The sequence below is a fragment of the Psychromarinibacter sediminicola genome (assembly GCF_029168335.1).
GTDB classification, from domain to species: domain Bacteria; phylum Pseudomonadota; class Alphaproteobacteria; order Rhodobacterales; family Rhodobacteraceae; genus Psychromarinibacter; species Psychromarinibacter sediminicola.
Genome location: NZ_JARGYC010000026.1, coordinates 46,822 through 60,991, shown reverse-complemented (window position 1 = coordinate 60,991; position 14,170 = coordinate 46,822). Strand labels below are relative to the sequence as shown.

13 protein-coding genes are annotated in these 14,170 nt (G+C 69.7%); 5 read left to right on the top strand and 8 right to left on the bottom strand.

Annotation, left to right across the window (positions count from 1 at the left end; all coding sequences use genetic code 11):
* Positions 1 to 486: 486 nt before the first annotated feature.
* On the top strand, positions 487 to 1,368 hold the full coding sequence (locus tag P1J78_RS11615) for an NAD-dependent epimerase/dehydratase family protein (protein WP_275567525.1): 882 nt from the start codon (positions 487 to 489) through the stop codon (positions 1,366 to 1,368).
* A 28-nt stretch (positions 1,369 to 1,396) separates the two neighbouring features.
* Here P1J78_RS11615 and P1J78_RS11610 read toward each other — a convergent pair whose 3' ends face one another.
* From P1J78_RS11610 to P1J78_RS11595, 4 genes are read right to left on the bottom strand one after another with little or no spacing between them, the layout of a single operon-like run.
* Positions 1,397 to 2,164, bottom strand: coding sequence for an alpha/beta fold hydrolase (locus P1J78_RS11610; protein ID WP_275567524.1), 768 nt, complete (start codon positions 2,162 to 2,164; stop codon positions 1,397 to 1,399).
* Between the two features lie 11 nt (positions 2,165 to 2,175).
* Positions 2,176 to 3,702 (bottom strand): tripartite tricarboxylate transporter permease, encoded by a 1,527-nt coding sequence (locus P1J78_RS11605; RefSeq protein ID WP_275567523.1) that lies wholly within the window; start codon positions 3,700 to 3,702, stop codon positions 2,176 to 2,178.
* Between the two features lie 25 nt (positions 3,703 to 3,727).
* A complete protein-coding gene (locus P1J78_RS11600; RefSeq protein ID WP_275567522.1) occupies positions 3,728 to 4,150 on the bottom strand; it encodes a tripartite tricarboxylate transporter TctB family protein in 423 nt (140 codons plus the stop codon).
* On the bottom strand, positions 4,150 to 5,103 hold the full coding sequence (locus P1J78_RS11595; RefSeq protein WP_275567521.1) for a tripartite tricarboxylate transporter substrate binding protein: 954 nt from the start codon (positions 5,101 to 5,103) through the stop codon (positions 4,150 to 4,152). The genes P1J78_RS11600 and P1J78_RS11595 overlap by 1 nt, the downstream gene beginning before the upstream one ends.
* Before the next feature lie 570 nt (positions 5,104 to 5,673).
* Between P1J78_RS11595 and P1J78_RS11590 the strand changes: the two genes are divergently transcribed.
* The 4 genes from P1J78_RS11590 to P1J78_RS11575 all read left to right on the top strand — a co-directional run bounded on the left by P1J78_RS11590 (position 5,674) and on the right by P1J78_RS11575 (position 9,197).
* Complete coding sequence (locus tag P1J78_RS11590) at positions 5,674 to 6,495, top strand: alpha/beta fold hydrolase (RefSeq protein ID WP_275567520.1); 822 nt, start codon at positions 5,674 to 5,676, stop codon at positions 6,493 to 6,495.
* Positions 6,495 to 7,685, top strand: coding sequence for a CaiB/BaiF CoA transferase family protein (locus tag P1J78_RS11585; protein WP_275567519.1), 1,191 nt, complete (start codon positions 6,495 to 6,497; stop codon positions 7,683 to 7,685). The genes P1J78_RS11590 and P1J78_RS11585 overlap by 1 nt, the downstream gene beginning before the upstream one ends.
* Entirely contained in the window at positions 7,685 to 8,317 is a 633-nt protein-coding gene (locus tag P1J78_RS11580) for a carboxymuconolactone decarboxylase family protein (protein ID WP_275567518.1), read from the top strand. Before P1J78_RS11585 ends, P1J78_RS11580 begins: the two co-directional genes overlap by 1 nt.
* A gap of 112 nt (positions 8,318 to 8,429) precedes the next feature.
* Positions 8,430 to 9,197, top strand: a complete 768-nt coding sequence (locus tag P1J78_RS11575) for an enoyl-CoA hydratase/isomerase family protein (RefSeq protein WP_275567517.1) — start codon at positions 8,430 to 8,432, stop codon at positions 9,195 to 9,197.
* A 27-nt stretch (positions 9,198 to 9,224) separates the two neighbouring features.
* On the opposite strand, the gene P1J78_RS11570 is transcribed toward P1J78_RS11575, so the two are convergent.
* The 4 genes from P1J78_RS11570 to P1J78_RS11555 form a co-directional block, all read right to left on the bottom strand.
* Positions 9,225 to 9,977: a GntR family transcriptional regulator gene (locus tag P1J78_RS11570; protein WP_275567516.1), complete on the bottom strand. Its 753-nt coding sequence runs from the start codon at positions 9,975 to 9,977 to the stop codon at positions 9,225 to 9,227.
* 97 nt (positions 9,978 to 10,074) lie between these two features.
* Positions 10,075 to 10,734, bottom strand: a complete 660-nt coding sequence (locus tag P1J78_RS11565; protein WP_275567515.1) for a glutathione S-transferase N-terminal domain-containing protein — start codon at positions 10,732 to 10,734, stop codon at positions 10,075 to 10,077.
* Between the two features lie 19 nt (positions 10,735 to 10,753).
* The gene (gene pcaF, locus P1J78_RS11560) at positions 10,754 to 11,956 is read right to left on the bottom strand and encodes a 3-oxoadipyl-CoA thiolase (protein ID WP_275567514.1); all 1,203 of its coding nucleotides are present in this window, start codon (positions 11,954 to 11,956) and stop codon (positions 10,754 to 10,756) included.
* Between the two features lie 4 nt (positions 11,957 to 11,960).
* Positions 11,961 to 14,069 carry a 3-hydroxyacyl-CoA dehydrogenase NAD-binding domain-containing protein gene (locus tag P1J78_RS11555; RefSeq protein WP_275567513.1) on the bottom strand — a complete coding sequence of 703 codons (2,109 nt, stop codon included), beginning with the start codon at positions 14,067 to 14,069 and terminating at the stop codon, positions 11,961 to 11,963.
* Positions 14,070 to 14,170 lie beyond the last annotated feature (101 nt).

Here is a 14,170-nt window from a genome sequence, read left to right as displayed (position 1 = left end):
CACCGGCAAGATGCCGGCGCCCAGCATGAGCCCGGCCCTCAGACGCCGCACCGGCGCAATTGACGAAACTGTTCGTACCATCTGGATCCTCCCTGATTCTCGCGCGCATCCTCCTGGCCCCAGGCCTTGGCTGACGGGCCACTCCCGATGCGCACCCCTATGGCATATTGCAGAGATTTACATTTATCAACCGGCATTATACATTATCTTCGGTCAAAGCCGCAGGAATTTTGTCAGAAGCGGCCGGCCGCTTTGCCGATGAACGCACCGATGAACGCTCGAGGAACCCTACCATAGACAACCGTACTTCGCGAACGCGGCGACGGGCGGATCCGCCCCCGGCGGCACGATTCGTCCGGACAAGGCGATATGGCAAAGGCGTCCTTGCGCCGCGCGCGAGGCGGCGGATCGCGCCCGAACGGTGCCGGCGCGGCCCGGCAGGTCAATGCGCCACCCCGACACCCATTGCATAAGGACAACCGAGGCATGTCGAGACACGACGAACAGGTCGACCGCGCGACATCGGGATGGGCGCCGTCGCCGCGTCTCACCTCCGACAAGCGGATCGCCATAACAGGCGGCTCCGGCCGGGTGGGCAAGGCGATTCGCGGGGCCCTCGCCGGCCGCGTGCCGAGCATCAGGGTCGTCGATATCGCCGACCCCGGCGCCCTCCGGGCGAACGAGACCTGGAGCAAGGCGGACATATCGGATCGCGCCGATCTGGTCAGGGCCCTTGTCGATGTGGACGCCATCGTGCACCTGGCCGGCTATCCGAACGAGCGCGACATCGAGGAGATCCTGCGCGTCAACGTCCTGGGCACCCACAATGTCTTCGAAGCGGCGCGGGAGAACGGGATCGGTCGCATCGTCTTCGGGTCGACGAACCATGTCGTGGGGTTCTATCCCCGCGAAACGACGGTGTCGCCCACGGACCCCATGCGCCCCGACAGCCTTTACGGTCTCAGCAAATGCTGGGGCGAGCTGGAGGCGGGACTGTACTATGACAAGGCCGGCATCCGCTCGCTGAACATCCGGATCGGAAACGCGGCCGAGCGCCCGACGGATGCCCGGGCCAAGGCGATCTGGGTCGCCCCGGACGACCTCGCGCAGCTCGTGCTGATCGGTCTGGAGCATCCCGACATCCGGTGCGAGACCGTGTTCGGCGTCTCGGAGACCGATGGCGATTGGTGGGATAACGGCCGCGCCGCCGAGCTGGGCTATGTCCCCGGCTGCAGCGCGGCCGCCGCGGCGCCGGAGCCGCTCGCGGAACGCGCCACCGAACTGCCCGAGATCTCGGAGATCTTCCAGGGCGGGCGCTTCTGCGTCGCCGGTCACGACGGCACGCTCCGCCACCGCCGGCACCGCTGACCGCCGCGTTCGGCCGGACCGCCTGCGGCTACAGCGCCGCGATCCAGCGATCCATGCGCGCGGCGACGTCCCCGGGCCGTTCGTCGGGCAGCGCGTGGCTCGCGCCGTCGATCACCTCCAGCGTGACGCGGGCGCCAAACCGCTCGACATAGTCCGACCGCCGCTCGGCTGGCCGAAACGGGTCCTGCGCGCCGACCAGGTCGAGGATCGGTGCCGATCCGCTGGCCGTCCAGCTATCCGGATCGGTGCGCGCGCGCGCCGCACGCTGCGCGGCGATGAGGTCGGAAGACCAGCCGTCCAGCCACCCGGTCGGATCGTGGCCGGGCGCGAAGAAGGCGGTCCGGAGCGCCTCGATCCGCGCCGCGCGCGCCGCGCCGGGATCGGACGCCGTGTCGATCGCATCGGTCAGCTCGGCGGGCCACCGCTCGGCCCCGGCCGCCAGAAAGACGAGACCGCGCACGAGGTCCGGGCGATCCTCGGCCAGGGTCCGCGCGATCCAGCAGCCATAGGCATGCCCGGCGACGATCGCCGATCCGCCCTCCGCGTCGACGACGGCCGCGACATCCGCCGCGAGATCGTGGAAGTCGATCCCGTCGAGCGGCCCCCGGCTCTCGCCCAGCCCGCGCGGAACCGGCAACAGCACGCGGTAGCCGCGGACGGCGAGCCGCTCGGCGAGCCCGGCGAAGTCCCACGGCCCGCGGCCCGCCGACGCGATCAGGCAGATCACGGGCCCCTCGCCCACGACCTCGTAGGAGAGGCGTGCCGATGCGGTGCCGACCGCTTTGACCTGCGCCATCGCCGCGCGCTTCACGTCTTTTCCGGGTCTTCCTGGGCGCCGGGCGTCCGGCGCCAGGGCCCGAGATAGATGATCGAGACGACCGACAGCGCAAGCAGCGCCAGCGCGATCGGGTGGCTCAGGATCGCCCACGGGTCGTCCCCGGTGATCAGGCGCGAGCTGACGATGGCGCCTTCCAGCTCGGGCGTCAGGATGAAGGCCACGATGAAGGCGACGATGGACAGCCCGAACGCCCGCATCAGGTAACCCAGCACCGCCGAGCCGATCATCACGTAGATGCCGAACACGCCGCCCGCGATCACGTAGCTGCCGGTGAAGCAGAGCAGCATCGCGCCGGAAAACACCACCGAGGCGGGCGCCGAGACGATCATCGCCCAGAACCGCATGCCGACCTGCCCCACGGCGAGGTTGCAGAGATTGGCGATCAGCATCGCGCCGAACATGCCGTAGATCAGGTTGCCCTGCTCCTCGAACAGCAGCGGTCCGGGCTGCACGCCGTGGATCATGAAGGCCGAGACCAGAAGCGCCGCGGCGATGTTGCCGGGAATGCCCAGCGTCAGGAGCGGTATCAGGTTGGCGCCGACGACGGCGCTGTTGGCCGTCTCGGACGCGGCGATGCCGCGGGGGTCGCCCGTTCCGAACGCCTCGGGGTCGCGCGCCGCCTGCTTCGTCACCGAGTAGCTGAGAAAGCCGGCGGTGGTCGAGCCGAGGCCCGGGATCGCGCCGATCGAGGTGCCCAGGACGAAGGCGCGCAGCGCCACATAGCGGTTCGCGAGGTATTCGCGGAATGTCACGGTCCGGTCGCTGCGCGTGCCGCCCGAGACGCGGATCGGCGCCGCCGAGGGTTTCCCCTTCCGCGCGCCGACGATGTTGTAGAGGATCTCGCTCATCGCGAGCGTGCCGATCGACAGGGCCGTCAGTTCGAGCCCGTCGTAAAGCTCCAGCATCCCGAAGGTGAAGCGCGGCGTCGCCGTGCCCGGATCGAGCCCGATGGACGCGCAGAGAAAGCCGAGCGCGGCGGCGGTCAGCCCCTTCAGAAGCGACTCGCCCACCAGCCCGCTGATCACCGTGAAGGCCAGGATCATCAGCGCGGTGATCTCGATCGGTCCCATCTTCAGCGCCACGACCGCGAGCGGCGCGGCGACGAGGATCAGCACCACGTCGCTCAGAAAGTCGCCGGTGACCGAATAGTACAGCGCGTATTTCATCGCCTTGAGCGGCCGGCCCTTCTTCGCCATCGGGTGGCCGTCGAGCGCCGTGGCCGCGGATTCCGGCGTGCCCGGCACGTTGATCAGGATCGACGGCACCGCCCCGCCGATGGTGCCCCCCTTGTTGACCGAGATCAGGAACGCGATGGCCGTCAGCGTGTCGAAGCCGAAGGTCAGCGGGATCGCGATGGCGAGCGCCATGATGATGCTCAGCCCCGGCGTCGCGCCGACGATCTGGCCGATCGCGACGCCGGCCAGGATGAACAGAAGGTTCGAAAGGGTGAACGCCTCGACGAGACCGTTCGTGATCAGGCTCGGATCTGGAAGCATGTCGCCTTGTTGCCCGTATTGACGATCAGGGGAGCGGCCGCTGCAGGACCAGTTCGAAGAGCGCCCAGACCAGCACCGGAACCGCCAGAACCGAGAGCACGGCCCAGAGCGGGCGCCGCTCGTGGATCAGCAGGACCGTCGTCCCCATCAGCAGGATCGCGGTCGGAATGAACCCGATGACGCGCAGAACCAGCGCGGCCGCGACCAGCATCGCGACCGCAAGCGCCAGCCGGCCGATATCCCGTGGCGGCGGCACCGTCGTGCCGCCGCCGGGGAAGACCATCTGAAGCCCCCCGAGGAGCATCAGCATCCATGCCGCGATCCTCGGGAAGAGCGACGGATCGACCGGCTCGCCGGGCCGGGCCTGCACATGCGCCGGAATCAGGACGAAGAGCAGAACCACACCGAAGCCGGCGACGAGCGCGCCGAGAAGCCGGTCGACTGTCATCACTGCTCGCCGGACAGCGATTCTTTGTAGAAGGCCGAGGCCTCCTCGAGCCAGTCGCGCGTTCCGTCCGGCCCCATGTTCATCGCCTCGGTCTCAAGCTTGGCCATGAACTCGCCGTAGGCCTCGGACGAGGTCGCCTCGGCGAGCGTCTCCGACAGGCAGGCATGGATGTCGTCCGGCGTGTCCTTCGGCAGCATGAAGAAGATGTGGCCCTCGATCGACACGTCGAGCCCCTCCTCCTTCAGCGTCGGGACGTCGGGCGCATAGACCGCGCGGGTATCGGTCAGCGTGGCGAGCTGGACCATCTTGCCGGCCTTGATCTGCGGGACGTGCTGCGTGCTCTGCACCGTGGCGTCGACATGGCCGCCCAGGGCCTCCTGCAGCGCCGCGGCAGAGCCCTTGCCGGGGATCGGGACCAGGTTGACGCCGAAATGGTCGGCAATCGCGCGCACCGCGATCTCGTGGCTCGCGGCGCCGACCGAGACCGTGCCGCGCCCCATTTCCTCGACCGCCGCGATGAACTCTTCCAGCGTGTCGTAGGGCTTGTCCTTCAGCGCCACCAGACCGTAATTCAAGAGCATCCCGGTGCCCATGTAGCGGAAGTCCTCGTAGGTATAGACCGTGTCGGGATTGTCCCACGGATTGATGGCGAGCGTCGTGTTGCTGGCCACGCCGACGATGCTGCCGTCCGCGTCCTCGCGCATCAGCTCGGTCGCCATGACCCCGCCGCTGGCGCCGGGCCGGTTTTCCACCACGACGGTCCAGCCCGCCTGTTCCTCGATCAGCGAGGCGACCTTGCGGGCCACCGCATCGGTGCCGCCGCCGGCGCCATAGCCCACCCGGAAGGTGATCGGGCCGTCGGGATAGCCTTCGGGACACTCCGCCGCGACAGCGACGGTCGGCGTCAGCGCAACCATGCAGAGGCTGAACACGCACGTTTTCAGATTGGCCATTTGTCTCCTCCGTTGATTCAATAAATCAATAATACAGTCTTTTCGCTTTAATGCAACATCGCCGGCATCCCCGCGCCGTTGCACGGGGCCATGTCCGCGTGCAGACTGCGCATAAAACGCGGCTGTGCCGAAGAGATTTTTCGCCACCGCAATCGTCGCGCTCGCCCGCGACAGCCAGGGATCGACGCGTCGGGGAACCGCCGTGGCACACCCGGCGCAGCGCGGCATGGCCAGGGCGCGGGGCGTGATTCCCGGCGTTCGTGCGCGTCGCGGTGTCCGAATCGGCCCCAAAAGCTCTCAGCGGTCGCGCGCGGGCCGGGCGCGTGCACGCTGCCGGCTTACCGGTGCCGCCGCGCCCATTCTTCAATCGGATACGCTGCACCAGGCAAAGTAAAGCTATAAAATTGACTTTATATGCTTTGCGCCATAGCATATTCACGAGCGACTGGTCGGGACCGGCGGCGGCAGATCGCCGCCCGGCCGCTTGAAAACTGCAATCCCAGCCGACCGCAGATCGGATCCTGCAAATGACGCCCGCCCCCTCGCGGATACCAGCCGGAAAGGCCCTGAATGACCCGACAAGAAATGATCGCGCTGCCCGGCGGCCCGCGTCTGACCGTCCGGATCGACGGCCCGGAGGACGCGCCCTGGGTCGTGCTGTCGAACTCGGTGATGACCGACTTCACGCTCTGGGACGGGCAGATCCCGGCCCTCGCGGACCGCTACCGCGTCCTGCGCTACGACCAGCGCGGGCACGGTGGCTCGGACGTGCCGGACGGCCCGATGCGCTTCGACGACTACGGCGCCGACGTGATCGCGCTGCTTGACGCCCTCGACGTGTCGCGCTGCACCTTCGTCGGCCTCTCGATGGGCACGCCGACCGGCCTTGCCGCCTATGCGGCCGCGCCGGACCGCTTCGCGGGCTTCGTCGCCGTCGACGGCGTCGCCCGCAGCGCGCCGGGCCGCGAAGCCTTCTGGACCGAGCGGCGGGAGCTTGCACGCTCGCACGGCATGGCCGCACTCGCCGACGGCACCGCCGCGCGCTGGATGCCCGGCGCGTCGGAGAACGACCCCGCCGTCGCCGCGCTGGTCGAGATGATCGCCCGCACGCCGTCCGAGGGCTTCGCCGCCGCGACCCATGCGCTGCAGAGCTACGACTACACGGATGTCGTCCCCCGCCTCGACGTCCCGGTGCTCAGCATCGCCGGCGCGCAGGACGGCGCGCTGCCCGACACCATCCGCAGCCAGTTCGGCGCGGTCCCGGGCGCAGGCTTCGCCACGATCCCGGGGGCGGGACACCTGCCCAACTACCAGTGCCCCGACGCCTTCAATACCGCGCTGACGGCCTTCCTCGACGCGCACACGCCCCAGACGACCAAGGAGACCGACTGATGCCGGGTCCGCTATCCCATATCCGCGTTCTTGACCTCAGCCGCATCATGGCCGGTCCGTGGAGCGGCCAGGTCTTTGCCGATCTCGGCGCCGACGTGATCAAGGTCGAGCGCGCCGGCGAAGGCGACGACACCCGCCGCTGGGGGCCGCCGTTCCTGCAGGACAGCGACGGCGAGCCGACCGCGCAGGCGGGCTATTACCTCTGCGCCAACCGCGGCAAGCGGTCGGTCGAGCTCGACCTGAAGACCGAGCGGGGCCGCGACGCGATCCGCGCGCTGGCCATGGAATCCGATATCCTTCTGGAGAACTTCAAGACCGGAACGCTCGACCGGATGGATCTCGGCTACGCGGCGCTGAGCAAGCTGAACCCGCGGCTGATCTTCTGCTCGCTCACCGGGTTCGGGCTCACCGGACCGCTGGCCCAGGATGCCGCCTACGATTTCATGATCCAGGGCATGGGCGGGCTGATGAGCGTGACCGGCGCCCCCGACGACGCCCCGGGCGGCGGGCCGCAGAAGGTCGGCGTGCCGATCGTCGACATCATGACCGGCATGTACGCCACGATCGGGGCGCTCGCGGCGCTCGCCAACCGCGACCAGACCGGCAAGGGCGACCATATCGACCTTGCCATGCTCGACGTCTCCGTCGCGATGCTCGCCAACCAGGCGATGAACTACCTGATCTCCGGCACGCCGCCGGTGCGGCGCGGCAACCGGCACCCGAACATCCAGCCGCAGAACGTCTTTCCGGTGAAGGACGGCTATATCGTGCTCGCCGTCGGCAATGACGGGCAGTTCCGGCGGTTCGCCGAGGTGATCGGCAGGCCGGAGCTGGCCGACGACCCGACCTTCGCCACCAACGCCGCACGGGTCGAGAACCTGCCCCGGCTGGAGGAGATCCTCGACGACGTGCTGGCGCACCGCACGATCACCGAATGGGTCGCAGCCTTCTCAGAGGCCGGCGTGCCGGCCGGGCCGATCAACACCGTGGACCGCGTGTTCGAGGAACCGCAGGTGATCCACCGCAGGATGGTCCGCGACATCCCGCACCCGCTCAGCGGTTCGGTCCGGCAGGTCGTCAGCCCGCTCAATTTCCGCAACGCGCCGCTGAGCTTCGACGCCGCGCCGCCGCTGCTGGGCCAGCATACGAAAGACGTGCTCGAAACACTCGGATTGTGGGAGACGAACTGATGGGCCGTGGGACCGATTCTCGAAGCGAAAACGGCCGCATCAGCTTTCCGGAGCCCGGCTCGATGACCGAGGAGCAGACGGCGGTCTACAACCAGATCGTCGCCGGCCCGCGCCAGACGCTTGTCGGCCCGCTGCGCGCGGCGCTGCACAACCCGGTTCTCGCCGACCGCTGGCAGCGCCTGGGCCAGGTGCTGCGGTTCGAGACATGCCTGCCCACCCGCCTCAACGAACTGGCGATCCTGGTCACCGCGAAACGCTGGAACAGCCCGCTGGAATGGGCCATCCACAAGGCCGATGCGCTGCGCGTCGGGCTCGACCCCGCCATCGCCGAGGCGATCCGGGTCGGCGAGCTGCCGGAGTTCGGCGACGACGATGCCGCGCGCGAGATCTACGAGTTCGCACGGCAGCTGGTGAAGACGGCGGATGTCGACTCCGCGACCTACGCCGCGATCGTCGAGCGGTGGGGCGAGGTCGGCGCCGTCGAGCTGACCGCGGTGGTCGGCTACTACTCGATGGTCGCGATGACGCTGAACGTCCACCGCGTCCCGCTGCCCGACGGGGTCGAGGACAATCTGCCCGGCGCGAACAGCGCATTGCCCGAGATCCCGGCCACCAAGCCGGTGTCCGGCTGATTTCGCGGCCGCACGGCCCGTCCCGCATGGTCCAGGATCCCCGAAGCCTTGATCAGACCCCCCGCCGCAGATTTCGCAGATCCCTGAGAGCCCGCAGACAGGAGACCGCGCCATGAGCGCCCATGACAGCCTCTCGCTCGACGTGACCGATTTCGTCGCGACGATCACCATCGACCGCCCGCCGGTGAACGCCCAGAACAACCGGTTCCGCGAAGAGCTGGCAGGCATCGTGGACGAGCTCGGCGACCGCGCGGACGTCCGCGCCATCGTGCTGACCGGCGCGGGCAAGGCGTTCTCGGCCGGGGCCGACCTCGCCGAGCGGCCCGGCCACGAGCCGGGCCACTACACCGCGCATAACCGCCGGGTGCGCGCCAGCTTCGACTGTCTGCTGGAATGCCCCAAGCCGATCGTCGCCGCGGTCAACGGCGCGGCCATCGGCGCCGGATGCGTCACGGCGCTCTGCTGCGACATCATCGTGGTCTCCGAGGCCGGCTTTTTCCAGATGTCGGAGGTGACGGTGGGGCTGGCCGGCGGCGTAGCGCATGTGCGGCGCCATTTCGGCGAATCCGACGCGCGCCTGCTGATCTACACGGCCCGTCGCGTCTACGGGCCGGAGCTCTGCCGCATGAACGTCGCCTCGGCCTGCACCGCCCCGGACGATCTGCTGCCCACCGCGCAGGGGATCGCGGCGGAGATCGCAAAGGCGAGCCCCTCGGCCGTCCGCGCGGCGAAGACGTCGTTCCAGGTGACCGAGGGCATGTCGATCTACGACGCCTACCGTTTCGAGCAGAGGCAGACCAAGGCACTGTCGACCTCGGAGGACACGGCCGAGGCGATGGCGGCCTTCCGCGAAAAGCGCGCGCCCGACTTCAAGGGCTGAACCCGCCCGCGCCGGGACCGGTGCCGCCTATCGCAGCTTGACCTCGATCTTCATCATGTCGCCGCGATAGATCCCGCGGGCGAGCATCATGATGTCGCCATGCTGGTCCACCGCGATCCGCTGCACCTTCGCCACGGGATCGCCGATCGACACGTTCAGCTCGGTCGCCGTGTCCAGATCCGCGGAACTGATGGTGACGATCTGGTTCGCCTCGGTCACGGTATGGCCCGGGATCTCCGAGACCAGCCGCATCGCCGTCACGGTGGTATAGTCGCTCTCGGCGATCTCCGAGCAGAGCCGCTCGTCCACATAGACATCCGCGAGCAGGAACGCCACGCCGTCGCGGCTGTGGCGGCGGCGCAGATGGCGATAGGCCGGGGCGGGAGTGCCGATCATGTCCTCGCAGCGCGGCAGCGCGACCTCCCGCTCGTCGCCGAGGATCTCGATCCTGGCGTTCTCGCGGGCGATCAGAAGGCCCGACCAATCGGTCTGTACCTCGCACCAGAGGTCGCGGTTGGGCCGCTCGATCACGAAGGTGCCCTTCGCGCGATACCGCTCGATCAGGCCCTCGTTTTCGAGAATATCCAGCGATTGCCGGATCGTCATGGTCGCCACGCCGCATTGATCGGCGAGCTCTTTCACCGTCGGGATCTTGGCACCGACCTCCCACTCGCCCGACTCGATCCGCTTGCGGAACAGGCTCGCGAGCTGGATATAGCGCGAGACGTTGCTCTTCTTCAGGGCCTTGGCCGTGGTGTTCTCGGTATTACCGACAGGCATCCGTGTCCTCTTGTTGCTGCTCAATCAAAGATAGACACGGGCGACGGCCCTATCAATCACAAAACCTATATCTTTGGCTCTTCGGCCATCGGCGCGGTCACGGTCCGAATGTCAGCTGCCCGGCCGTCACCGCGTCCGGACCCGCGCCATCGCCCGCGACGGCGGTGGCCTTGACCGACTCCCAGGCCGCCCAGACCGCCTCGGCCCGGGCCAGCTGCGGGAAGTGCGCGCGCCAGGCGCAGTCGGGCCAGCGGAAGTCGAGCTGCCCGAGGGCGCAGATCACCGCCACCTGGCCGATGCCGGACGGCCCCGCGGCCAGCGCATCCGCCTCCGCTTCGAGCCGCGCCATCGCGGCGCGCACCTTGGCGCGCCAGCCATCGGTCACCGCCGTCCACGGCCCGGCCTCGCGCGTGAGTTCGGTGCGCCACAACAGCAGGATATCGGTCAGCCCGTCGCCCAGCGCCTGCCAGCGAAGCTGGTCGATCCGCGCCTCGGTCTGCGCCGGGAACAGGCCGGTCCCCGACCGCAGGTCGAGATATTCGCAGATCACGCGGCTGTCGAACAGGACCGTGCCGCCCTCCGTCACCAGCGCCGGGATCTTGCCGAGCGGGTTGGCCGCCAGAACCTCCGGGTCCGGCGGAAGATGGAGCGCGACGGTGTTGGGCACCAGCTCCACCTCGGGCAGCTGGCCGGTTTCGTGCAGCACGATCATCACCTTGCGCACGAAGGGCGACCGCGGGGACCAGTGCAGCTTCATCGCGCCATCCTCTCCTGCGTCACACTGCCTCCAGGCCGATGGCGATCCCCTGACCGACACCGATGCACATCGTGGCAAGCGCCCGGCGGCCCGCCCCCCGCGCCAGCGCCCGCGCCGCGGTGCCGGTGATCCGGGCGCCGGACATCCCCAGCGGATGCCCCAGCGCGATGGCCCCGCCGTTCGGGTTCACATGGTCGGCATCGTCGGGAAGCCCCAGCCACCGCAGCACCGCGAGCGCCTGGCTCGCGAAGGCCTCGTTGAGCTCGACCACGTCGAAATCCGCGACCGACAGCCCCTGCTGCGCGCAGAGCTTCAGCGTGGCGGGCGCGGGGCCGATGCCCATGGTCCTGGGCGGCACCCCGGCCGTCGCACCGCCGACAATCCGCGCCAGCGGCGTCAGACCGTGCCGCGCGGCGCCCTCGGCGGTGGCCAGGATCAGGCCCGCCGCGCCGTCGTTCACGCCCGACGCATTGCCCGCCGTGACCGAGCCGCCGTCGCGGAACGGCGCAGGAAGCGCGCCGAGCTTGTCGAGCGAGGTCTGCCGCGGGTGTTCGTCGGTGTCGACCGTCACCGGATCGCCCTTGCGCTGCGGGACGCGCACGGGGACAATCTCCTCGCCCAGGACGCCGGACGCGATCGCCGCGGCCGCCCGCACCTGCGAGCGCAGCGCGAAGGCGTCCTGGTCCTCGCGCGCGATGCCGAAATCCTCGGCCACGTTCTCCGCGGTCTCCGGCATCGACTCCGTGCCGTACATCTTGTGCATCAGCGGATTGACAAACCGCCAACCGATGGTCGTGTCCTCGACGCTGGACTGGCGCGAGAAGGCGGCGGTCGCCTTGGGCATCACGAAGGGCGCGCGGCTCATGCTTTCCACGCCCCCCGCGATGGCAAGCTCTCCCTCGCCCAGCGCCAGCCGGCGCCACGCCGTCAGCACCGCGTCCATCCCCGAGCCGCAGAGCCGGTTGATCGTGGTGCCGGACAGCGTCTCGGGCAGCCCGGCCAGCAACAGCGCCATCCGCGCGACGCAGCGGTTGTCCTCGCCCGCCTGGTTGACGCAGCCGAAGGTCACGTCGACCACGGCGTCCCAGTCCAGACCGGGATGCCGCTCCTGCAGCGCGCGCAAGGGCAGCGCGGCCAGGTCGTCGGCGCGGATCGCCGACAGGCTGCCGCCGTAGCGGCCGATCGGCGTGCGGATATAGTCGCAGATGAACACGTCCTGCATGGCCTCAGCCCTCCTGTTCGGCCCCGAGTACGACCCCGAGTTCGGCCCCGAGCCGGTCGAGGACAGGCCCGACCGGTCCGGCACGGTGCCCGTGCCCCACCGCCTCCGCCAGCGCCACGAGATCGGCCTCGATTGCCGCGCGGTCCTGGCGCGACGCCCAATAGAGCGGCCCGCCGCGCCAGCGCGGGAAGCCGTAGCCGTGGACCAGCGCGACATCGACGTCCGACGGCCGCTCGGCGATCCCGTCCTCCAGAAGACACGCCGCCTCGTTGACGATCGCGGCGAGGAGCTGGCGGCGGATCGTCTCGGCATCGTAATCGGCCGGCGTCACACCGGCCGCGGCGCGGGCGGCGTCGATGATCGTGTCCACCTCCGGATCGGGCCGCGGCGTGCCGCCGGAATGGTCGTACCAGCCCTTGCCCGCCTTGCGGCCGAGCCGCCCCGCCTCGCAGAGCCTGTCAGGGATCGTGACATAGCGCGCCTTCGGATCGCGGTCGGGCGCCTGCCGCTTGCGCATCGCCCAGGCGATGTCCAGGCCGGACATGTCGGCCACGGCGAAGGGCCCCATGGCAAAGCCGAACCCGACGATGGCCTCGTCCACCTGCTGCGGTGACGCCCCGTCCAGCACCAGAAGCTCCGCCCGCCGCCGGTAGGCGGCGAAGACGCGATTGCCGATGAACCCCTCGGCCACGCGCGCGACGACCGGCTGCTTGCCGAGCGTCCGGGCGAATCCGAGCGCGGTGGCCAGCACCGCGTCGGAGGTCGCTTCGGCGCGGACGATTTCCAGCAGCGTCATCACGTCGGCCGGGCTGAAGAAATGAAGCCCGACGACCCGGTCGCGATGCGCCAGGCCGGCCGACATCGCGTCGATGTCGAGATAGGAGGTATTGGTGGCCAGGGCGGCGCCGGGCGCCAGCACGCGGTCGAGCCGGGCCAGCACGTCCGTCTTGACCGCCATGTCCTCGAACACCGCCTCGATGACCAGATCGCAGCCCGACAGCGTCTCGTAATCCACCGCCCCCGTCAGGGCGGCCCGGCGCATGTCGGCCGCGTCCCGCGTCAGCCGGCCCTTCGAGACCGATGCGTCCAGCCGGCCGGCCACGGCCGACAGCGCCCGGTCGAGCGCATCGTCGTCGCGCTCGATCAGCGTCACCGACAGCCCGGCCGCAAGGCAGGCCAGCGCGATCCCCTGCCCCATCGTCCCGCCGCCGACGACGCCGACCGTGGCCACGTCGCGGGCCAGCGCCTTGTCGAGCCCCGCGACGGTGGCGGCCCGCCGCTCGGCGAAGAACAGGTAGCGCAGCGCGACGGCGTCGTCGCTCGTCCGAAGCTCCTGGAACACCGCCCGCTCGTCTTTCAGCGCGGCCTCGGCATCCGCCCCCGCCGTCGCCTTCACCAGCCGGATCGCCTCGGCCACGTTCGGCCGCCCCTTGCCGCGCCGGAGCGCTTTCTCCGCCGCGGCGTCGATGTCGTCGTCGGCCTCGGCGGGCGGCTGCAGGCGGATCGCGCGCCGCTTGGGCCGCTCCTGGCCCGCCAGGAACGCCCGCGCGTCGTCCAGCAGATCGCCCTCGGCCACCGCGTCGATCAGGCCGATCTCGAACGCGCGCGCGGCCGGTATGCGCCGGGCCGCGCAGATCAACTCGATGGCGCGGCTCCAGCCGACCAGGCGCGGCACCCGCTGCGTGCCCCCGGCCCCCGGCACCAGACCCAGCGACACTTCCGGCAGACCCAGCATCGTCCCCGGCGCCGCGATCCGGTAGTCGCAGCCAAGCGCCAGCTCCAGCCCGCCGCCGAGCGCGACCCCGTGTGTCGCCGCGACGACCGGGAACGGCGCCGCCTCGATGGACCGGATCACGTCGGGCAGCTCGGGCGCGGCAATCGGCTTGCCGAATTCGCTCAGGTCCGACCCGGCAACGAAGCAGCGCCCGGCGCCCGTCAGCACCGCCCCGCGCGCGCCGTCCGCCGTCGCCCGGTCGATCGCGTCGACGATGCCGCTGCGCACCGCATGCGAGATCACGTTGACCGGAGGATTGTCGATCCTCAGCACCGCGATTCCGTCGCGCATCTCGTAGGTGACGCTGCTGTCGGCCGCCGCTGCGGATTGGGTATTCACGTGCGCTCCTCCTTGTGCCCCCGGGCGCAATCATACCCCGTCCGCAAGGCGGGCGCCCGTATCGCGCGCCCGTCATAAGATACGAAAAGCTATATGTATAG

Excerpts from the sequence above, each read along its gene's own strand:
- P1J78_RS11565 (WP_275567515.1), bottom strand. The coding sequence starts at position 10,734 with ATGAAGCTGCACTGGTCCCCGCGGTCGCCCTTCGTGCGCAAGGTGATG.
- P1J78_RS11575 (WP_275567517.1), top strand. The coding sequence starts at position 8,430 with ATGAGCGCCCATGACAGCCTCTCGCTCGACGTGACCGATTTCGTCGCG.
- P1J78_RS11615 (WP_275567525.1), top strand. The coding sequence starts at position 487 with ATGTCGAGACACGACGAACAGGTCGACCGCGCGACATCGGGATGGGCG.
- P1J78_RS11595 (WP_275567521.1), bottom strand. The coding sequence starts at position 5,103 with ATGGCCAATCTGAAAACGTGCGTGTTCAGCCTCTGCATGGTTGCGCTG.
- P1J78_RS11605 (WP_275567523.1), bottom strand. The coding sequence starts at position 3,702 with ATGCTTCCAGATCCGAGCCTGATCACGAACGGTCTCGTCGAGGCGTTC.
- P1J78_RS11600 (WP_275567522.1), bottom strand. The coding sequence starts at position 4,150 with ATGACAGTCGACCGGCTTCTCGGCGCGCTCGTCGCCGGCTTCGGTGTG.
- P1J78_RS11590 (WP_275567520.1), top strand. The coding sequence starts at position 5,674 with ATGACCCGACAAGAAATGATCGCGCTGCCCGGCGGCCCGCGTCTGACC.
- P1J78_RS11580 (WP_275567518.1), top strand. The coding sequence starts at position 7,685 with ATGGGCCGTGGGACCGATTCTCGAAGCGAAAACGGCCGCATCAGCTTT.
- P1J78_RS11585 (WP_275567519.1), top strand. The coding sequence starts at position 6,495 with ATGCCGGGTCCGCTATCCCATATCCGCGTTCTTGACCTCAGCCGCATC.
- P1J78_RS11570 (WP_275567516.1), bottom strand. The coding sequence starts at position 9,977 with ATGCCTGTCGGTAATACCGAGAACACCACGGCCAAGGCCCTGAAGAAG.
- pcaF (WP_275567514.1), bottom strand. The coding sequence starts at position 11,956 with ATGCAGGACGTGTTCATCTGCGACTATATCCGCACGCCGATCGGCCGC.
- P1J78_RS11610 (WP_275567524.1), bottom strand. The coding sequence starts at position 2,164 with ATGGCGCAGGTCAAAGCGGTCGGCACCGCATCGGCACGCCTCTCCTAC.